The organism is Paenibacillus sp. NN59, from assembly GCF_057597225.1.
The window spans coordinates 2,576,995-2,598,224 of the sequence record NZ_CP199678.1 but is presented as its reverse complement, the minus strand read 5'-3'; the positions used below and the strand labels follow the sequence as shown (position 1 = coordinate 2,598,224).

At 45.7% G+C, this 21,230-nt stretch carries 19 protein-coding genes; all 19 read right to left on the bottom strand.

Annotation, left to right across the window (positions count from 1 at the left end):
• Window positions 1–107: 107 nt before the first annotated feature.
• Window positions 108–878, bottom strand: a complete 771-nt coding sequence (locus ACT89M_RS11580) for a regulatory protein RecX (RefSeq protein ID WP_373323189.1) — start codon at window positions 876–878, stop codon at window positions 108–110.
• A 187-nt stretch (window positions 879–1,065) separates the two neighbouring features.
• A complete protein-coding gene (gene recA, locus ACT89M_RS11575; RefSeq protein ID WP_090923809.1) occupies window positions 1,066–2,130 on the bottom strand; it encodes a recombinase RecA in 1,065 nt (354 codons plus the stop codon).
• Between the two features lie 241 nt (window positions 2,131–2,371).
• Window positions 2,372–3,628: a competence/damage-inducible protein A gene (locus ACT89M_RS11570; protein ID WP_154886336.1), complete on the bottom strand. Its 1,257-nt coding sequence runs from the start codon at window positions 3,626–3,628 to the stop codon at window positions 2,372–2,374.
• Window positions 3,629–3,737: 109 nt separating this feature from the next.
• Window positions 3,738–4,325 carry a CDP-diacylglycerol--glycerol-3-phosphate 3-phosphatidyltransferase gene (pgsA, locus tag ACT89M_RS11565; protein WP_090923811.1) on the bottom strand — a complete coding sequence of 196 codons (588 nt, stop codon included), beginning with the start codon at window positions 4,323–4,325 and terminating at the stop codon, window positions 3,738–3,740.
• A gap of 317 nt (window positions 4,326–4,642) precedes the next feature.
• On the bottom strand, window positions 4,643–5,134 hold the full coding sequence (locus ACT89M_RS11560; RefSeq protein WP_090923812.1) for a YajQ family cyclic di-GMP-binding protein: 492 nt from the start codon (window positions 5,132–5,134) through the stop codon (window positions 4,643–4,645).
• A gap of 149 nt (window positions 5,135–5,283) precedes the next feature.
• Window positions 5,284–5,448, bottom strand: a complete 165-nt coding sequence (locus ACT89M_RS11555) for a hypothetical protein (protein ID WP_167375816.1) — start codon at window positions 5,446–5,448, stop codon at window positions 5,284–5,286.
• A 73-nt stretch (window positions 5,449–5,521) separates the two neighbouring features.
• On the bottom strand, window positions 5,522–6,604 hold the full coding sequence (locus ACT89M_RS11550; protein ID WP_154886337.1) for a helix-turn-helix domain-containing protein: 1,083 nt from the start codon (window positions 6,602–6,604) through the stop codon (window positions 5,522–5,524).
• A 66-nt stretch (window positions 6,605–6,670) separates the two neighbouring features.
• Complete coding sequence (locus tag ACT89M_RS11545) at window positions 6,671–7,438, bottom strand: DUF3388 domain-containing protein (RefSeq protein ID WP_090923944.1); 768 nt, start codon at window positions 7,436–7,438, stop codon at window positions 6,671–6,673.
• Window positions 7,439–7,635: 197 nt separating this feature from the next.
• Complete coding sequence (locus ACT89M_RS11540) at window positions 7,636–7,899, bottom strand: DUF3243 domain-containing protein (RefSeq protein ID WP_090923814.1); 264 nt, start codon at window positions 7,897–7,899, stop codon at window positions 7,636–7,638.
• Between the two features lie 141 nt (window positions 7,900–8,040).
• On the bottom strand, window positions 8,041–8,772 hold the full coding sequence (ymfI, locus tag ACT89M_RS11535; RefSeq protein WP_090923945.1) for an elongation factor P 5-aminopentanone reductase: 732 nt from the start codon (window positions 8,770–8,772) through the stop codon (window positions 8,041–8,043).
• 87 nt (window positions 8,773–8,859) lie between these two features.
• Entirely contained in the window at window positions 8,860–10,140 is a 1,281-nt protein-coding gene (gene yfmH, locus ACT89M_RS11530) for an EF-P 5-aminopentanol modification-associated protein YfmH (protein WP_308722030.1), read from the bottom strand.
• A 2-nt stretch (window positions 10,141–10,142) separates the two neighbouring features.
• A complete protein-coding gene (yfmF, locus tag ACT89M_RS11525) occupies window positions 10,143–11,426 on the bottom strand; it encodes an EF-P 5-aminopentanol modification-associated protein YfmF (protein WP_154886338.1) in 1,284 nt (427 codons plus the stop codon).
• Between the two features lie 126 nt (window positions 11,427–11,552).
• The gene (sleB, locus tag ACT89M_RS11520; protein WP_090923817.1) at window positions 11,553–12,386 is read right to left on the bottom strand and encodes a spore cortex-lytic enzyme; all 834 of its coding nucleotides are present in this window, start codon (window positions 12,384–12,386) and stop codon (window positions 11,553–11,555) included.
• Window positions 12,387–12,565: 179 nt separating this feature from the next.
• On the bottom strand, window positions 12,566–15,346 hold the full coding sequence (locus tag ACT89M_RS11515) for an FtsK/SpoIIIE family DNA translocase (protein ID WP_308722031.1): 2,781 nt from the start codon (window positions 15,344–15,346) through the stop codon (window positions 12,566–12,568).
• 90 nt (window positions 15,347–15,436) lie between these two features.
• Window positions 15,437–15,667 carry a YlzJ-like family protein gene (locus ACT89M_RS11510; protein WP_090923819.1) on the bottom strand — a complete coding sequence of 77 codons (231 nt, stop codon included), beginning with the start codon at window positions 15,665–15,667 and terminating at the stop codon, window positions 15,437–15,439.
• Window positions 15,664–16,440 carry a ClpP family protease gene (locus ACT89M_RS11505; protein ID WP_373323190.1) on the bottom strand — a complete coding sequence of 259 codons (777 nt, stop codon included), beginning with the start codon at window positions 16,438–16,440 and terminating at the stop codon, window positions 15,664–15,666. The genes ACT89M_RS11510 and ACT89M_RS11505 overlap by 4 nt, the downstream gene beginning before the upstream one ends.
• A gap of 246 nt (window positions 16,441–16,686) precedes the next feature.
• A complete protein-coding gene (locus ACT89M_RS11500) occupies window positions 16,687–18,336 on the bottom strand; it encodes a ribonuclease J (RefSeq protein WP_373323207.1) in 1,650 nt (549 codons plus the stop codon).
• Window positions 18,337–18,848: 512 nt separating this feature from the next.
• A complete protein-coding gene (gene dapA / locus ACT89M_RS11495) occupies window positions 18,849–19,727 on the bottom strand; it encodes a 4-hydroxy-tetrahydrodipicolinate synthase (protein WP_341181884.1) in 879 nt (292 codons plus the stop codon).
• 47 nt (window positions 19,728–19,774) lie between these two features.
• A complete protein-coding gene (gene dapG / locus ACT89M_RS11490) occupies window positions 19,775–20,992 on the bottom strand; it encodes an aspartate kinase (RefSeq protein ID WP_154886341.1) in 1,218 nt (405 codons plus the stop codon).
• Between the last annotated feature and the right edge of the window lie 238 nt (window positions 20,993–21,230).

Genomic DNA, 21,230 nt, shown 5'->3' with positions numbered 1-21,230 from the left:
GCTTTTTTGGAAGGAAAAAGGGTTGTCCATTTCTTACAGACTCATGTCCATTTTAGTATTTGACGAAAGAAATTGTCAAGAGAATGCAGTATTGTTAGTCTCCTCGTCTAGTCCCATAACAATGCTTCATCCTCTTTGGCATCTTCTGCCCCATCCTCTTCCATTAAACGATTCATGACTCGGCGCACCAGATCCATGCTAAAACCGCGTCGCATCAAGTACGGGAACGTTTTACGTTTCTTCTCCTGCACGTCTCCTCGAACTTGTTTCCACTTCTTACGGCCAGCTGTTAATGCCGTGTCGAATTCTGCATCCGCACTAACATCATCCAGTACCTCCGCAATAAGTTCATTTGTAATTCCTTTTTGACGCAATTCTTGCCTTATCCACAGTTTTCCCTTCCGCTGCCCCTCCATACGCTGTCTTGTCCATTCCTTGGCAAACAGGTCATCATCGACAAGCTTTTCTTGCTCAAGCCGATCGAGGACCTCTTCAATAATCGGTGCCGCGAACTCCTTTTGCTTTAGCTTTTGCCGTAATTCATGACGTGTCCGCTGCTTAAACTCCAAAAAACGCAGTGACTGCACGTACGTCCTCTGGCGTTCATCCGCAACGATAATTTCCTCCAGATCTTTCTTCATAAAAATGTTGCCACGTGTCATCCTGTACTTAATCATCACATCTTCCAGAACCGTAAGCGAATAGTGACCAAATGAAATCCGGTAGCGCGCCTCTCTGCTCTTGGTGCGTTCTACCCGAGTAATGATAAGTTCTTCATCATCTGGAAATTGGGAGAACTCATTTAATTCTGCTGCTTCTTGCAATTCTTCGTCATCATCATGCACATTATATTCTTGCTCATTTTGGCGATATTTCACTATGATCTTCACACTCCCCTTTATTTAGGTTACAGATGGCATAGATGCTAACAGCCTCTGTCCGGAATGGACAGAGGCTGTTAGCAACGCGAAAAACCAATCCTATTTAGCTAGCTAAGCATTAGCAGTCGCTCAATACAAAGTTCATACTGTGACAGAAGATCAAAGTCTTCCCGCACAGAAGAAATTACTCATTAATTTCGAATAATTCCTGTTCTTCAGCCGCTTCTTTTTCTTGCTCTTCACTCGTTGGAGCGGGAACAGCCGTTGTCAAATTGCTGGCTTCACGAATTTTCTGCTCAATCACATCCGCAATTTCTTTATGTTCTTTCATAAACTGCTTCGCGTTCTCACGGCCTTGCCCTAAACGTTCACCTTCATACGAATACCAAGCACCGCTTTTGTTGACGATATCCAGCTCTGTACCGATATCGATGATACTTCCCTCTTTGGAAATACCTTCACCATACATAATGTCAACTTCCGCTTGTTTGAACGGAGGTGCCACTTTGTTTTTAACAACTTTAATACGGGTACGGTTACCTGTAATGTCATTTCCCGATTTGATACTCTCAATACGGCGTACATCTAGACGAACCGTGGAATAGAACTTTAATGCACGGCCACCTGGTGTCGTTTCCGGGTTACCAAACATAACACCAACTTTCTCACGAAGCTGGTTGATGAAGATGGCAATCGTTTTAGATTTACTGATTGCACCGGACAATTTACGGAGTGCCTGAGACATCAAACGAGCCTGCAGACCAACGTGAGAATCTCCCATCTCTCCTTCAATCTCCGCTTTTGGTACAAGCGCTGCTACCGAGTCAATAACAATGATGTCTACTGCACCACTTCGTACAAGAGCCTCGGCGATTTCCAATCCTTGCTCACCTGTATCCGGTTGTGACAAGAGCAATTCATCAATGTTAACGCCCAGTTTGCTTGCATAATTCGGATCAAGCGCATGCTCAGCATCGATAAACGCAGCTTGTCCACCTACACGTTGGACTTCAGCAATGGCATGCAATGCCACAGTTGTTTTACCTGAAGATTCAGGTCCATATATTTCAACAATACGGCCTTTCGGCAAGCCGCCTGTTCCTAATGCAATATCCAAAGCCAAAGATCCGCTGGGAATAATTTCCACATTCATGTGAGTTGACTCACCCAATTTCATGATGGAACCTTTACCAAATTGCTTCTCTATTTGACGGAGCGCCATATCAAGCGCGGCACGACGGTCTGACAATAAACTCACACCCTTTACTGTTTATAATATAATGATACCTTGTTTTAACTCGTTTGCCAAGCTTTTTTTCGAACATACATTCGTTTTTTTTGTTCAGGCCGAGGCGCCTCTTCCTCATGGAAATCGATGAAAAAACAGAAAAAGAACCGTAAACAAGGCTGTAAAGCCACATTTTACGGTTCTTCCGTCTACAATCATTATACTTCCTCAATTATGCAAATGCAATCTGCCTGCGTAATCATCAATCAATAGCGACTAACTTTTGCCATAACCGATACAGGATGGCTTTTGCCGAGCGAATCCGAACCGTTTCCCGGTTACCGTTAATCCGGAGTTCATGAATCTCCGTATCCTTCCCACGCTCAGCCAAAGCGATAAACACGAGGCCTGGTGGTTTACGTTCCGAATATCCCGGACCGGCTACTCCGGTAATCGACAATCCAAAATCAGCATCCCCGATCATACGGATCTGCTCTGCAAGCACTTTTGCCACCTCTGGGCTAACGGCACCTGGTGCATCTTCACCCTCCAGGTAACTGTGAGGCACATTTAACAGCTTTTCTTTGATCTCATTAGAGTAACATACAATGCCACCTTTTAACATCGAGGCACTTCCAGGCACCGAAGTTAAACTCTGCATCACAAGCCCTCCTGTGCAACTTTCAGCCGCGCTCAGAGTCAGCCCCATATCAGACATCATTGTAACAATCGTGTACTCTATAGGCACATCCTCGTTAGCGTAGAGATGTTCAGATAAACGCTCACGAATCTGCACTTCCATCGCATCCAGCTTTAGCTTGGCTTCTCCTTCGCTCGGAGCCTTGGTAGACACACGTACGGTTACTTCTCCCTCACTCGCGTAAGGAGCAATCGTAGGGTCTGTCTGTCCGTCAATCAAGTCAAGCAAACGGTCCTCCAGAGCAGATTCTCCAATGCCTGCGAATTTCAACATTCGCGAATAAATCGGCATTTCTTCTGTAAGAGCATGCTGAAGCAACCAAGGTTTGACTTCCTGCTCGAACATTGGAATCAGTTCTTTAGGTGGCCCAGGCATAACAACATAATATTTATCGTTATCCGCAATCGCGTTTCCGGCAGCAAGTCCGGTTTCATTCGCCAGAGGGGTTCCACCCTCAAGCACAATGGCTTGGCGCCGATTATTTTCCGTCATTTCCACATTCCGATCGCGGAAGAAACCTTCAATTTTATCCATAGCCATACGGTCAATATGCAACTTCCGATTCAACACTGCAGCCAATGCGTCTTTAGTCAAATCATCCTGCGTTGGACCGATGCCTCCAGAAAATAAAATAATGTCTGCACGGCCCTGCGCGATGCGTATCGCTTCACTAAGCCGATTCTGATTATCTCCAACTACCGTTTGAAAATATACGTCAATCCCCATTGCAGCAAGTTCACGGGAAAGGTATCTGGCATTGGTATTTACGATCTGTCCCAGTAGTAACTCTGTCCCAACTGCAATAATCTCTGCCTTCATTTTGGCTTCCTCCTGTACATATGTGGAGTAGTCAAAGGGCAATAGGATGAGTTCCTATTGCCCTTTGACCCAATGAGTCTTTCATCATTACCCGATTCAGCTTAAGTCATTACGCTTTTGATAAATGAAGCAAGTTTTTGTTTTTGATAAAGTAGTCAATTCCAGACCAGATGGTGATCAGAGCCGCTACATATACCGCAATTTCATCGACATGAATACCCGTGTATGAGAAGGGGAAATTGTTCAGCAGTAGCAAAACAATGGCTACAATCTGTACTACTGTTTTCAGTTTACCCCAAGCACTCGCAGCTACAACCGAACCGTCCAACAAGGCGATCTGACGTAGGCCGGTCACGGCAAATTCACGGCTGATAATAACGACTGCAATCCATGAATCCAGCTTACCCATTTGAACCAATGAAATCAAAACAGCGGTAACCAGAAGCTTGTCTGCCAGAGGATCAAGCAGTTTGCCCAGATTGGTGACCATATTGTTTTTCCTTGCAAGATAGCCGTCTATTCCATCCGTGCTTGCAGCAACGATAAAAATAAAAGCAGCAATTAACTGATTATACGGAAGCGTAAAGCTCCCGAGATGTAACGGCTCTGGATAAAACGGAAAATCCACGAGCAGAAACACCATCAAAAAAGGGATTAAGCAAATTCGTGCAAGCGTAATCCGGTTGGGTAAATTCACAAGACGCCCTCCCTTTGTATCCTCCATTACTTCAAACAATCATCTTACATTCCGTATTCATCATCTGAAGCAAGAAATGAACGATTGAAACGTCGACTTATATTTACATAAAAGCCTATGTAGAAACGCAAAAAATAAAGTCTACCGCTCAAACGCAAAACTGCTTTTAAACGCTCCGGTGACTTCCAGAAGTGTACTGCTTTTCACAAAGTCAGCTAACGATGAAGACTGGACTTGATGCATGACTGCCAGCAATGCACATTCAGTATAATATACGTACCAATACAGTGTCAAAAAGACATTTCTGTACAAGAATTTTATTTAAAATTAGTATATTGCAGATCCAGTGGCAAGTTAGCTCCATTAAGAAGTTGCATAACGGCTTGCAGATCATTTTTGCTCTTACCTGTCACCCGAAGCTGGTCTCCCTGAATCTGACTCTTCACCTTCAGTTTGGAATCACGGATGAGGATATTGATTTTTTTAGCCACATCTTGATCAATGCCCTGCTTGAAATTCAAACGCTGGCGAACTGTACCGGAAGAAGCTGGCTCCACTTTCCCGTAATCCATATTTTTCAGCGGAAGCCCACGCTTTGCCATTTTGGATTGTAAAACTTCAATAACCGCTTTTAATTTGGTCTCATCATCAGACACAATCGTAAGAGCATCCTTATCCAGTTTCAAGCTACTTTTACTGCCCTTGAAATCATAACGAGCACCAATTTCTTTTTCCGTTTGCGTAACGGCATTGGTCAATTCTTGCAAGTCCATTTTGGACACAATATCAAATGAATTTTCTGAACTCAAACCAAGTCACCCTTTCAATTAATCATATGTTCTGTAACATTATAGAGTAAACTTCAAGCAAAAGTCTAATTTTAGTCATGTTTACTCATAGAAAAAAGCATTTTTGGAGTACCATTCGGTCACCAAAAATGCTTGCTGGTCGAGCTACCTTAATACCGGCTACGGTTAGGCTGTCTGAACATATCGAGCACACCGAGCACGATATGCGCAAGTCCAAAGCCCAATATTCCGTAACCCCAGGCATTTGGAGTCAGGTAATAACCCAGGAGGCTGACAATGATCCCTAAACCGGTTACGATCCAGCTGACTGTCACGGCCTTCCACCTCACTTCACCATAAGTTAACTGCAATTGAAGACAAGATTATTGTCCCCTGCAGTTAGCCAGGTTATTCGCTGCTGGAGCTTCCGCCTTCCGAGGAACCACTGGTCGTTGTGCCTGTCATGCCTTCAGTTCCCGTGGAAGTAGCCGCGCTATCTGTATCCAGTTTAAGACGAATGCGGTTGGTTGCTTTGCCGTCCGTTACGACTTGACCGCCAACATCAATTGTTGTTGCCGCCGCATAACCGGATTTAATGTACATGCCAGCGCTGTCCAATGTAAATGTGAACGTGTCACCGTCAGCAGTATTGCCATACTCGAGTTTCTCACCGCTTGAATTCTCACCTTTATACACTTCAAGCCAACTATGACCTGTCGCCTTGATCGTCACGGTTACAGGCTGACCCGTGCTTCCGCTAACTTTGAAGTTTGTAATATTGCCTGATTTTCCATCTTCAGAAACAGTAACAGAACCAGGTGTGGTTGGTGGTGTTCCCTCTGGGGTCTCACCTGTTTGGCCATCCGTTTGTCCGTCAGTTTGTCCATCGGTTTGACCTTTATTTTCTCCGTCGGTCTGACCATTCGTTTCATTACCGCCGCCGTTTCCGCCAGCATCACCTTTACCGGCATCATTCGATCCCGAATCGGTTGCAGGCGGAGTTGCAGTTTGCCCGTTATCGGATGGTTGATCAGGTTTGTCATTAGCAGGTTTTTGACTGTCCGTAATCTTTGTATCATCCAGCCCTTGTGGATTGGTGTCATCGCCCTTGTTGTTTGCCATATACAGATACAAGAGCACGATAATCAGAATAGGGAAAGTCCACATCAGAGCAACAGACATCCAGCGGTTGCTCCGCTCCGCCGGTCGGCTGGAGCGCTTCTGGATTACCGGCTCCATCGTTGCTTCCGCCGTTTCCGCAGGTACGTCCTTTTTGTGTCCTTCCAGCAGCTCATCGGCATTAAGTCCCACCGTTTCCGCATAGGTTTTTATAAATGCACGCACATAGAAGCTGCCGGGTAACACTTTATAGTCCCCTGCTTCTATAGCCTCCAAATACCTCTTGCGAATTTTCGTCATTTCCTGTACATCGTCGAGACTCATCCCTTTTTGCAGCCGGGCCTCTCTTAACTGCTGACCCAGTTCAGACATGCCATCTCCTCCTTATGTTTAACTCTTCAGTTGTTGCTGATCTATTCCATGATTCCGTACGGAGCTTTACAGTTCGTCGGTATAGCTTGCCGTAAACGTATCATAAATAATTTCTTCGTTAGGATTATTACGCAATTCAATAATAATATCAAAATCATTATAATCATATTCGGATTCCTGCACAAAAATATCCGGATGCTCAATCACTTTCGTACTAGGCATCGACATGATATCCTGCAAAAGATTATAGTGCCGCTCACTGGAGCGAATCGTACTGACAATCCCATCGATAATAAATACATTATTCGGGTTTAACTCATCTTCTGACATCTGGCTACGTATCGTTTGGCGAAGAAGGGTAGAAGATACAAAAGTCCAACGCTTCATGGCACATACACTGCCTGCGATGATTGACTCTGTTTTACCAACTCGCGGCATACCCCGCAAGCCGATAACTTGATTGCCTTCTCTTTTAAATACTTCACCCAAAAAATCAACTAATAACCCAAGTTCGTCCCGAGTAAAACGAAATGTTTTGCGATCATCTGAATCCCGGTCAATGTACCTACCGTGACGTACAGCCAGAATATCCACCAATTTAGGTTGACGCAATGCAGATACCGTAATGCTGTTGACTTTACCAAGCATCTCTCCCAGTAGACGAATCTTTTCGTCATCATCTGACTCGAGCAACATGCCCCGTGTTTTGCCTTCAACACCGTTGATGGTCAATATATTGACTTCAAGCATCCCTAGCATGGAGGCGATATCCCCCAAAAGACCAGGTCTGTTCTTATGTATTTTATATTCCATATACCATTGTTTAGTTTCCATGTATACACCCCGTAATGCATTATTCCACATTATTCGACAACATCCGAACGTGTCCATTGGACGCTATTTCGGGTCATCTTCTAAAAATGGGTCACGTTAATGATATATAAAATGAAAATGAATTACAAGAACAGCTCTGTAATCCGTTTGTAATCATTAGAGAAAAGCCCCCTTGCGGGAGCTCTTCATCTCTAGCCTTATGCGTTTTGTTTGGCCAATTTGACCATCAGGCACGCAATCGTACGACGCTCATCCGCATCGCCGACATCCCATAGTTCCTTCAATGCTCGGTTGGAATGGTTCGCCGGGTCAACTTTCTCATCCAGAAAGTCGCCGATCTCGTATGCCAGTTTGTTGATGGTTTCTTCACTCATCCCCATCCTCTCAGCTTGCAGTACGCGATCACCCAGGAACTTCTTCCATGTGTCGAAGTTAGAAACCACTGTTTTGTCTGTTGACATGATAAATCCTCCTTGGCTGACGCATGAGATTTAAAATCAACAGTTGTAATATGTGCTTTCGGGACATTTTATATACGAGCATTTAAAATTAAAATCAAGCTGTAAGTTCACAATCCACTGACTTGCAACTTGAACACGGCATTAAGTCAGCCAGCCCCCATTCGGACTGATAATCTGTCCATTGATATATCCCGACTCAGGTAGCGCGAGAAAATAAACCAGTGACGAAATTTCGTCCGGCTGCGCCAGTCGCCCCGCAGGAATCTCCTCTTCCAACATCTTCAACTCACTCTGATCCAGGTGGTCTAACATCGTGGTCTGAACAGCCCCTGGAGCAACGGCATTCACCGTAACGCCGGAGGGAGCAAGCTCTTTCGCAAGTGCCTTCGTGAAGGCATTTACCCCGCCCTTGGTTGTGGAATACAACACCTCACAAGATGCACCAGATAGCCCCCAGATGGACGACACATTAATAATTCTACCGTATCTTTGGGAGATCATATGTGGCATCATCTCTTGTGTACATAGAAAAGTACCTTTCAAATTAATTGCCATCACTTCATCCCATATTTCCTCTGTCACATCCGCTAGCAAACCATAGTGAGATATACCAGCGTTGTTCACAAGAATATCCGGCAACAACTCGTGAGCAGCCAATTTTTCCCGCATACGCTGAATCTGTTCCCTGCTGCGAAGATCAGCTGAAACCGTCATGATACGTCCATTTCCCCGCTCCATACAACGTCTTGCCGCTTCATTGGCTGCTTCATGCGATTTCATGTAGTGCAATACAACATTCATACCTACACTGGCAAACCGCTCTGCAATTGCAGCTCCTATGCCTCCGCTAGCCCCAGTAACCAGTACAGTCATTTCCCCTATAGCTTTCACAATGTGTTCCCCCCATAACTTTCACTCTCAATCTAGTGAACCCTTCGCTGTCCTATTCCCTCTCCATGGTTAAGGACTAACAACGAGTGATACAGCGAGCTGATCCCAACGAATATGCTCTTTCAATCTTTGATTCACATCTTGAAGTGTAATCGTTTCATACAATGAAATCATATTGAAAAAGTCACCGCCACGGAAATGCTGCCGTGTGAATTCATTCGCAATGTTTTCTGGTGAATTGAGCATGCGCAAATAACCACCAATTTTCTTTTTGCGCGCACGTTCAAAATCGGAAGCATCGAATCCTTTTTGCATAATCGCTTCGACTTCTTGGCGTATCCGTTTCAACAATTGATCCGGGTCTTTCGTATCCCCACCGACTGCAGAGAAGGCATATTGTGGTGAACTGATATAGTCATGTCCAAAACTATCCGAGATCAGATCTTCATCATAAAGCTTCTGAAACAGACGCGTGCTGGAACCAAACAACAGATCCATCATCAGCTGCGTGGTCGTGTCCCGGCGCAAAAGTGGCTCTCCTGTAAGTCCAACATCCGTTTCTTTGAATCCAAACAAACATTTCGGCAGGGAAACGGATAATTTGACCTCTCGTCTGGCCTCCCCCACCTGCTCAGGCTCTGATTCAAAGAAGCGGTGAATCGGGCCCTGCGGCTCGAAATTTTTCTGCTCCTGATTGGAACGAACCATGCTAATGACCTTCTCAGGTTCAACACCGCCGACAACAAACAAGAGCATGTTACTTGGGTGATAAAATGTGTTATAACACGTATACAACGTTTCTTTGGTGATCGTGTTAATGGATTGGACCGTGCCCGCAATATCAATATGCACCGGATGTTTTTGATACATTGCTTCAATCAACCCGAAATAAACACGCCAGTCCGGATTATCGGCATACATATTAATTTCTTGTTCGATGATGCCTTTTTCCTTATTGACGTTCTGATCAGTAAAGTACGGATTTTGCACAAAATCAACTAATGTTTGTATATTTTCGTTCATATTTTCGGTTGCCGAAAACAAATAAACGGTCTGATCAAAACTTGTGAAAGCGTTCGCAGAAGCACCGTGAGAAGCAAATGTTGCAAAAATATCACCCGTTGGCTCCTCAAACATTTTGTGTTCCAGAAAATGAGCAATACCGTCGGGCACCTTTACCTCGGCTTGCCCTTCCACCTGAAAGTGATTATCCACTGACCCGTATTTGGTCGCAAAGGTGGCATATGTTTTCTGAAAACCCGGTTTAGGCAAAACATAGACATGCAGTCCACTCGCCATTACTTCGTAATATAATGTCTCCTGCAAATGTTCATACCGAATGCTCTCCACGACTATTCCTCCTTCTCGTCCCGCAAGAAATAAATCGTATCCAGACGGAACTGCTCTGCGGCCTCACGAACATCCTGCTTGGTAATCTGCTCGATTTGTGCAAGTAGCTCTTCAGATGTTCTCTCCTTACCAGACAACTGACGGTTAAAATCGTAAGCGATCATCTCAAAAGCAGCATCCTGCATTTCTTTTAACAGATTACGGATCATCGCTTTCGTCTGGGACATCTCCAGATCGGTGATATGGCCAAGTTTCATTTCCTCAAGTTGCTGCTTGATGATGGTCACTGCTTTTTCATAATTGGGAATTTCAATCCCGGATTGAACAGTAGCAATGCCTTTGTGCCCGTCGTATCTGGAAGAAGCATAATAGGCGAGGCTTTCTTTTTCACGAACATTGACAAACAGCTTCGAATGCGGGTATCCACCCAGAATACCGTTATACATTAGCGCTGATGCGTATTTATCGTCTGCATAGGTAATGGAAGTGCGAAGCCCCAGGTTCAGCTTGCCCTGCCCAATGTTCAGCCGTTCAATGACCGTATTTGGCTCCTCATCCCCACGCACCGCCTTCTGAGCCTGATAGTCAGAGGAAGTCTTGCGTTCAAGGTTAAAATGACGCTCTACCAGTTCCTCCACTTCTTCCAGAGTTGTATCCCCGACCACATACAAGTCCATACTGGCTTCTTTTAGCCAGTTTTCATAAGTAGCTGTTAATTCAGGAGGTTCAATTGCTGGCAGTGCTTTTCGTTCACCCAAGGGATGAAGCCGGTAAGGTTCATGCTTGCACATTTCTTCGATACACCGTTCAGCTGCATAACGCATTTTATCGTTCACAATCGACTCCAGCTTTTTACGAACCGTCTCGCGTTCTGCCTGTACATACGACGTTTTGAAGTGTCCATTTTCCCTCGCGGGCTTGGTCAACACTTCTCCAAGAAACGCAAACGAACGATCCAGAAGTTGCTGCTCCCCACCTCCGACAAACGAATCATTAATGGTGTCCATACGAAACTGCACAATCTGATAATCACCGCGTTTATAGACGTCAAAACCAAATCCTGCTCCATACAAGTGCTCCAATTGCTCTCGAAACTGCGTTGTTTCCGGATACGACTCCGTCCCTCTTCTTAAAACAAACGGTGTCAGTGCCACGGGAGTAACGGTGTCCTCGCGTAGCGGAACTCCAGCATACAGTGAGATAGCGAACGTCTTGAAACGTTTGGTTGGAAGCACATGGATACGTAGCTGTTTACGGCTACCTCGTTCAAATGCTACGGTATTCAAATGTCAAAACCCCTTTACGGCGTCATTTAGATAACATTTCCTCAAGCTTAAACGTAACCACCATTTTAAACCATCCAAAAGCCAAGAAGCAACCGAAGTCATGCCTTCTGGTTGCTTCCCGCCCGATTACATGCAGAATATATGCTGCCCAATCGTTTTCACCTGCGGACGAGTCCATATCCATTTGGATGTGGCTGTCTTCGGGTTAAAATAATACAAACATCCACCGGAAGGGTCCCACCCGTTCAATGCCTGTTCTACAGCTTTTTTCGCCTGTGCATTGGGCTCCAGATAAATCTGTCCATCTGCTACGGCTGTAAAGGCTCCCGGTTGAAAGATGACCCCAGAAGGCGTAGATGGAAAACTTGTTGAGTTTACGCGATTCAGAATAACAGCGGCTACGGCTACCTGACCTTCAAACGGTTCTCCTCGCGCTTCGCCATATACGGCATTCGCCATAATTTTAAGCTCGTTCTCGGAGAGTCCGAGCGCATTGGCAGAACCCATATTGTCCTTCTCATTACTTGAAGGTTCTCCACCTCCGCCTGTGTCTCCGCCAGATGCTCCTTCTTTATGCAAAGGAGGCTCGGTAGGGGACCATTTGGTGCTGGCGTTATACAGCTTTAGCTTCGTTTTGGCTCCAACCACGCCATCTGCCTTCATGCCAAATTCAGATTGAAACCATTTCACTGATTTTAGCGTGCTACTGCCGAAATTACTATCGATTTTGCCATTGTAAAAACCGAGATACTTCAATCGTCCCTGAAGCTCGTAGACATCCTGACCGTAACTGCCATATTTCACGGTATTGTTACTGAAGGTCGGCACTGCTTTTTCCTCTACTGGAGGGTTGTTCTGAGCAGCACTTTGAGGTGCTGTATGCTCAGGAAGCAAATAACGGATTCCAAGCGCGGTTATCAGCAAAATAGCAGTGAAAAGCCATAGGTTCATTTTTCGCATCGACTATGCTCTACCTTTCTCTTGTGGGATTTAACAGAATCGCTACCGTTATTATGACAAGCAGTGTTGTTTCCTATGCACCAATCGATCCGAACTCTGGATCAAATGGCAAAACCTCAAAAGCTGTGAAACAGCAAAAAACCTTCAACCATAACGGTTGAAGGTTTTCTAATGCTTCGCTATGAGCTTATTTTGTTCTGTTGATACTGTTCCAGCGAAACAAGGACTTCGCGCGGTTTGCTGCCTTCATATGGCCCAATCACACCTCTGGCTTCCATCGAGTCAATCAAACGCGCTGCACGCGTATAACCTACCCGCATTCGACGTTGTAAGAGTGACACCGAAGCCTGCTTCGCTTCCAGAATGATCTGTACAGCCTGTTCGTATAGCTCATCCTGTACTTCTTCCGTTGCTTGATTGGAATCATCTACCTCAGGTACAAGGGATTCATCATACTGCGCTTCACCTTGACCTCGGACATAATTCACAATATTTTCAACTTCCTCATCGCTCATAAACGCACCCTGAACACGAATTGGCTTGGAAGCACCCATTGGCATGAACAGCATATCGCCCCGACCTAACAGTTTCTCCGCTCCGCCCATATCCAGGATCGTCCGTGAATCGACTTGTGAGGATACGCCAAATGCAATCCGTGAAGGAATATTGGCTTTGATTACCCCTGTAATAACATCAACGGAAGGACGCTGCGTCGCAATGATCAGGTGAATGCCGGCTGCACGAGCCATCTGCGCAAGACGCGCAATCGCATCCTCTACATCTCCAGCAGCTACCATCATCAAATCAGCGAGCTCGTCCACAATAACCACAATGTAAGGCAGTACCGCCGCCGGATTATCTTTCATCAGATTGTTATATCCCTCAACGTTACGTGTACCTGATTTGGAGAACAACTCATACCTTTTCTCCATCTCGACTACGATCTTTTTGAGCGCAAGCGACGCTCTTTTCGGATCGGTCACAACGGGTGCCATCAGATGCGGAATTCCGTTATAAACATTCAACTCAACCATTTTGGGGTCAACCATTAGAAACTTGACCTCATCCGGCTTTGCTTTATACAAAATGCTGGTAATAATGCCGTTGATACATACCGACTTTCCTGATCCGGTAGCACCAGCCACTAACAAGTGGGGCATACGGGCCAAGTTGCCAATGATCGTCTGACCTGATATATCACGTCCAAATGCGATCGTTACTTTGGATTCAGCATCCTGGAACGTGGCTGTTTCCATCACTTCACGCATGGTCACAACGGATACCTCGCCATTCGGAACTTCAATGCCAATTGCCGATTTTCCTGGAATTGGTGCCTCCATCCGAATATCCTTCGCAGCCAGAGCTAGAGCGATATCATCGGTAAGACTGACGATCCGGCTAACCTTGACCCCGATATCTGGCTGAATTTCATACCTTGTGACCGCTGGACCTCGGACAACCTCCAGAACTTTGGCACGTACACCGAAACTTTCTAGCGTCGCTTCCAGCTTGCGTGCTGTCTGCATATAATCCTTCTGGTCTGCGCCTTTTCCATTATTATTAGGCTTGGACAAAAGACGGAACGAAGGAAGCTTGTATGGCTTCGGCGGTGGTGGTGGCGGTACGACCGGTTGCGCATTCTCTCCTGTCACACCATCCTGCTCCGTTCCTGAGTTCAACGTTTCACTCGGTCCGTCTGCTCCATCCGTTATCTCTTGCTCAAGATCGGCTTGAAGCTTGTCTGTTGCGTCATGCGCATCAGTCCACTCAGCTTCTACCAGTTCATCTGTAAATTTAATATCCGCTTTGTCTACCTGATCCAGAGTACTGTCGTTATGATTCAGATCGTCCGGGAACGGATATGCATCATCCAGATCATCATCTTTGTCAGAGCCATCTGATCTGACATGTTCAAAGAAGTCACGAATGATCGGTGCCGAATCAGCCTTGGTCTGCGTTACTGATGCTGTTGCACCAACAGCTGCTACACCAGAACCTTTGATCACAGGTGACTCAGGCTCCCCAGACCATGCCTCGGTTGGCAACTCCTGCCCAGCACGATAAACGACCTGTTCCGATTCAAGCACATCTGTGTCCGATGATTCATCAGCCTGCTTCGCGGGCTGACGATCCGCCCCCCATTTTCCAAACAACTGGAAGAATATCGGTGCCTTACGTTTGGGCAGCTGTCCTTCTTGGGAATCGGGAGAATCATATTCGTCATCCTCTTCCTCATCATCAACGGGTACAGGTGCGAGTTTACGTGCGTTGTTTTTCTTAATCCCCGCAACACTGGAAGCGGAACGTTTTGCTGGTCTGGATTCCAGCTTTTTGTACATCGAGCTGCCAGCATCCCAAATCTTTGTTCGGAATATGCGTATCAAATCAACATAGGACAATCCCGTAACAAGCATAAAGCTAATCACAAACATGACGATCATGATCAATCTTGCGCCTAGACTGCCAAATAACCACAAAAATAAAGCAAACTGTCCTGCACCAAGATACCCGCCGCTAATATCCTTACCCAGCATGGAATCCCGTTCTCCAGAGGCAGCAGGTGTCAATAGTTCAATTTGCATATCATTATGTACCTGGGTCAGCACCGCACCTGGTTCAAGTGCGTCAACCGGAAGCAGCTTCTGATGCATGGCGGATATGGTGCTCATCAAGGTTAACGCAAAGACGAGCAGTACCAAACCAGTCTTGCGTGTAGTCCAGCCACTCGGCCACTTCCGATGAATCATCACCATCAAACCGTAATATATGCCCACAAGCGGAATCGCAAAATAAAACTTGCCAAGCATCAGTCCAAACATCTTGGAAAGCGAGCGTCCCACTGTAGCTTCACCCGATAGTGCTATAACTGCCAGCGTGATTAGCACAATGCCATAAATTTCATATTTTAAGACGCCACTAAATCCGGCACCCTTTTTTTTCCTCTTTTTTCTTCTGGCCAAAATCAGGTCACCCCCAGAAGAATATTATACCATACAAATATATTCCGTACATATGTTCTTTTTCTGCACCATTTGTCTGAATTCGTCGCGTTATGTTGGACTTGTGTTACCCGAAAGCGGAACGGTTGCGCCCGGCAGATTGGACGGGTCCAGATACGCTTCAAGTGGGCAGTCAAGTAAACGCACAATAACAGCCTCGGTGTCGTTTACCGGTCTGACCTGCATTAACAAACCATTCATTCGAATCTCTTTCGTATCCCCCGCCTCTGTCCACATGCCTGACCATAGTTGCTCTGGAGGCATCACAGTATACATTGTCATTGCGTGTATCCTCCCGCCTGCATCGATTGTCTTTTATCTCCCATAAGCTTGTTCAATTGTGCAATGGCTTGACCAATACCACCAACAGCATCCATCAAACCGTACTTCACTGCGTCCGCACTTCCTACCGCTGTTCCAATATCCCGATTCAACTCTCCTGTCTTAAACATCAATTCTTTGAACATGTCTTCGGAAATGTTAGAGTGCGAAGTTACAAACCGTACAACACGTTCCTGCATCTTCTCCATGTATTCAAACGTCTGGGGTACACCTATGACAAGTCCGTTCATACGTATCGGGTGAATCGTCATTGTGGCACTTCCCGCAATAAGCGAGTACGTGGAAGCAACTGCAATAGGTACACCAATACTATGCCCTCCTCCAATGACAACGGTCACCGTTGGTTTGCTCAAAGAGGCAATCATCTCAGCAATAGCAAGTCCAGCCTCCACATCGCCACCTACCGTATTGAGAATAATCAAAATGCCTTCAATCTTCGGATTTTGTTCTGCCGCTACCAGCTGCGGGATAATATGCTCATATTTGGTTGTTTTGTTCTGTGGGGGTAAAATCAAATGTCCCTCTACCTGACCGATAATGGTCATACAGAAAATATTAGATTCACTGGCTGGTGACTGTGTTTGCCCGAACTGCTGAATGGATTCTGTGACTGGAGAAAATTGCTTCTCCTCCTGCACCGGAATATCTGGAGCTTCGGCCTCCGACTGATTGGATTTTGGCATTCGTTTGTTGTCATTCATCTGCTCATTCATAAAATGCTGTCTCCTTCTCCTGAAAAATATAATTGTTGTCTTTTCCTTAGTATGGGGAATCTGTCAACGACCTTATACTTTCCCTGAACAAACTTTTCCATCAATCAGTCTTTGAAATTTTTGCTTCCCTCTCATACTCCCTTTTAAAAACACAAAAAAGCCCCTTCTCTACGAGGAACCGTCCAATATTACTCGTAGAGAAGGGGCGACTGTGTGCCTGATTATATGTTTTTCATTAAACTTATTTTAAACTTCCATAATGATTGGCAAAATCATCGGTCTACGACGCGTTTGCTCATACAGGAAACGTCCCAAAGCATCTTTAACATTTGTTTTAAGTGATGCCCACTCGTTTACATTTTCACTCATCAGCTTCTGCAAAGTACTGCTTACAATGCGATTAGCCTCATCCAGCAGTCCTTCTGATTCACGTACATACACGAATCCGCGGGAGATAATATCCGGACCAGAGACGATTTTACCATCCTGCTTGCTGAGTGTTACCACGACAACCAGAATACCATCCTGCGACAGCAACTTACGATCACGCAATACGATGTTACCAACATCACCTACACCCAGACCATCAATCAACACGTTACCTGCAGTTACTTTACCTGCTTTACGTGCAGCTCCGCCTTGAATCTCGACAACTTCACCGATATCCGTAATGAAAATATTGTCCGGGTCGATGCCTACAGATTCAGCGAGAACCGCGTGACGACGTTGCATCCGGAATTCACCGTGAATCGGCAGGAAGTATTTCGGTTTCATCAGGTTGAGCATAAGCTTCAATTCTTCCTGACTTCCGTGACCAGATACGTGAACGCCACTGTTAGCACCGCTGTAATGTACGTTAGCTCCCAAACGGAACAGTTCGTCAATTGTACGGCCTACATACTTTTCGTTTCCTGGTACTGGTGTTGCCGCAATGATAACAGTATCTCCAGGAAGGATGTCCACTTTACGATGCGTAGAACGCGCCATACGTGTCAATGCGGACATTGGCTCACCTTGGCTACCTGTGCAAAGGATAACTACACGATCTGCAGCCATTTTTCCAACTTCTTCCGGCTCAATGATCATTCCGTCTGGAATTTCCAGATAACCTAAATCAGAAGCGATCCCCACCACATTTACCATGCTACGTCCGATCACTGCAACTTTACGCCCAGTAACCTCTGCTGCATTGATCACCTGTTGAATACGGTGCACGTTGGAAGCAAACGTTGCGACAACGACACGTTGGCTAGCTTTGCGGAAAATATCTTCCAGCACAATGCCTACGTTTTTCTCAGATGGAGTAAATCCAGGTTTCTCCGCATTGGTACTGTCAGACAGCAACGCAAGTACGCCGTTGGTTCCGATCTGTGCCATACGTTGAAGATCTGCATACTGACCATTCACTGGCGTATGATCAAATTTAAAGTCTCCCGTGTGAACAACTGCGCCTTCCGGCGTTTCTACACATACCCCGACGGAATCCGGAATACTATGGTTAGTAGCAAAGAATGATGCTTTCAGCGTTGTTCCCAGTTCGAGCTCTGAATCTGCGTTGATGAGGATACGTTTCGTCTCACCAAGCAAATTAGCTTCTTTCAGTTTGTTCTCGACAAGACCAAGTGTAAGTCTTGTTCCGTAAACAGGAACATTCAAGTGTTTGAGGACATATGGCAAACCGCCGATGTGATCCTCGTGTCCGTGAGTTAAAATAATGCCGCGTACTTTATCACGGTTCTCAGTCAAGTACGAAATGTCAGGGATGACAATATCAATACCAAGCATATCTTCTTCAGGGAATTTAAGACCAGCGTCTACGACTACAATGTCGTTCGCGTATTGGATAACATACATATTTTTACCAATCTCGCCTACGCCGCCCAATGCAAAAATCATCAGCTTCTCGTTATTATTATTTTTCTTAGACAAATGAATCTGAACCTCCTATGGTAGTTGGACGTCGTACCTTATTATTTATTGTAAGTTAAGAAAAGTAGTTCAAACATCACACCCCTAAGAATTAGGGATGAATGCAAAAGAACACCTTTATTCACGATATCTGGAAGAAGTTCTTCGAAGTTATACCCCATCACCAACAGGTTGGATCCGAATTTCCCCTCTTAGCCGTTCCTTCCTTTTTCACCGCAAAGCCACACCAACGAAACGATGTCGCTTTCAATTTCAAAAAAATACCGCACCCAGTCACTTGACATCATTATACATGATTAAAAACAGAAAAAACAAGTCACTCTCTCGTTAACCTGTAGGTTTCCCTTCCTGCAAAAAAAGAAACCTTACATCGCTCGTCAAAAAAAGAACCGCTGCCTCTACTTGAGAGGTGCGGTTCTTTCATTAAACAAAGCGTTCATGCTTATCATTAATAAACGTCTAAAGAATCCAACTTTTATTTACAATTGAAGCAGATTTTTAATGTAATCCTGCTCCTCCGTAGTAGGCGGAATCAAAGGCAGACGTACTGAACCTACGTCCAGTCCGCGTAAAGTTAATGCATATTTTACCGCTACCGGATTAGGCAAAGGCTGTGGGCACTCAAACAGCCCTTTGAAGAGCGGGAAGAGCTTCTGATGAATGCGTCTCGCCTGTAGAGGGTCGCCGCCATAAAAGGCATCGATCATATTTTTCATCTCCGCACCTACGACATGACTCGCCACGCTAACAATACCGTGAGCACCGACTGCAATAGCAGGCAGACCTGCTGCGTCATCCCCTGTATAGACTCTGAAATGGTCAGGCGCACCCGCTGCTATTAAAGTCACCTGCTCCATGGATGCACATTCCTTCGTCGCCACAATATTCGGGATTTGTGCCAGTAGCAATGTGGTTGCGGCAGACAGGTTTGCGACAGTACGTCCAGGTACATTGTACAGCATCACTGGCAACGTCGTTGCAGCAGCAATCGCTTCAAAATGTCTAAACATACCTTCTTGGCTAGGTTTGTTGTAGTACGGTACAACTAATAATACCCCGTCTACCCCGACACGTTCAGCTTCCTCTGTCAGATGGATAGAATGCGCTGTATTGTAGCTGCCCGTCCCGGCTATAATCTTGCACCTTCCAGCCGCATGTTTCACTGCAAATTCGAATAATTGAACTTTCTCTGTATCACTAAGTGTTGGCGACTCCCCTGTTGTACCAGAAATCACGAGAGTCTCCGACTTTTGATCAACGATCAGATAATCGATGAGACGTGCCGTTTCCTCCCAATGTATCTCTCCTTGTGCATTGAACGGAGTGACCATTGCTGTAATCAATCTTCCAAAGTCCAAATCGATTCCTCCCTCAAAACAAGTCTGGGTCCGCTAACATGGGTGAGTTACAAGTGAAGTTCGAATGAGGTATGAAGTGCCCTCAGGGCCTGAACCATATCTTCTTTTTTGACAAGCACCCAGATCGTCGTGTTGGAATCCGCTGATTGCAAAATCTGAATGTCTGCGAGCGTCAGTGACTCCACAATGCGGGCCATAATTCCAGGCACACCGTTAATTCCTCCGCCAATAACAGATACTTTGGCACAGCCGGACAGACTTTGAGGCTTTAGACCGATCTCCTGCAATACGCGTAAAGCCTTCTCTGAATCACTATCAAACACGGTATAGACGACTCCCGAGGGGGTAACATTAATAAAATCAACGCTAATTGAATTTTCAGCCATCGTTTTGAAAACTTTTAATTGCAGTCGATCCGTCCCACCAGGCACATCCACCGTAATTTGCGTAACATTGCTCACATAAGCAATACCGGTTACATAGCGGTCAATAATGCCTGTCTGTACATCCTGAAACCCTTCCGGATGGGTAACAAGCGTACCTTCTGTATCGGCAAAAGTAGATCTTACCCGCACGGGAATTTGCGATTGCATCGCAATCTCGACGGCACGCGGATGAATAACCTTTGCCCCATGATGAGCCATGTTACAGATTTCTGCATAGCTTACTACGGTTAGTGGACGAGCATCTTCAACAATCCGAGGGTCAGCCGTTAATATCCCGTTAACGTCCGTGTAGATGTCCACCATCTCAGCTCGTAGTGCTGCACCCAGAGCTGTAGCGGATGTATCACTGCCTCCGCGTCCGAGTGTGGTAAAATCGCCTTTTTCCGTTTGTCCCTGGAATCCAGTTACAATGACAACACGACCAAGTTGAAGCTGTTCCAGCACACGAACAGGACGGACATCCAATATCCGGGCATTCCCGAAATTGTCGTCCGTCACAAAACCCGCTTGTGCGCCGGTCAGCACTGAAGTTGGAATGCCTTCATGTTCAAGCAAGCTGCTGAGCGTTGTTGCAGAAATAATTTCACCACAGCACAGCAGTAAATCTTTCTCCCGAGCAGATAGAGCATTTCCGTTCTGTGCAGCCCAGTCCAAAAGTGTATCCGTAGCATACGGCTCACCGCGGCGGCCCATAGCTGAAACCACAATAACGAGGTTAAAACCCGCTTCGAGCTCACGTTTAACATGCCGGAGCACATGCTCTCTTGCTTGCACTGTAGAGAGCGATGTACCTCCAAATTTTTGTACCATAATACGCATCTTTATTCCTCCATTTGTGTACGCAAGAAGACTGGACACGGGTCAAATCAACAAATGCATAACCCTTGGGAGCGTTCCGATGCGATAATCTCAGCAATGTATACGGCATGTATGACATGTATATCAAATACATCTCTCCTGCTTGCTGCATGAAGATCATATGCAAGCAGGAATGCCCTTATGAACAGGAACGTGTTTAGAGGTAGCTGTATAGACCAGCTATCGTCCCCCATGATTT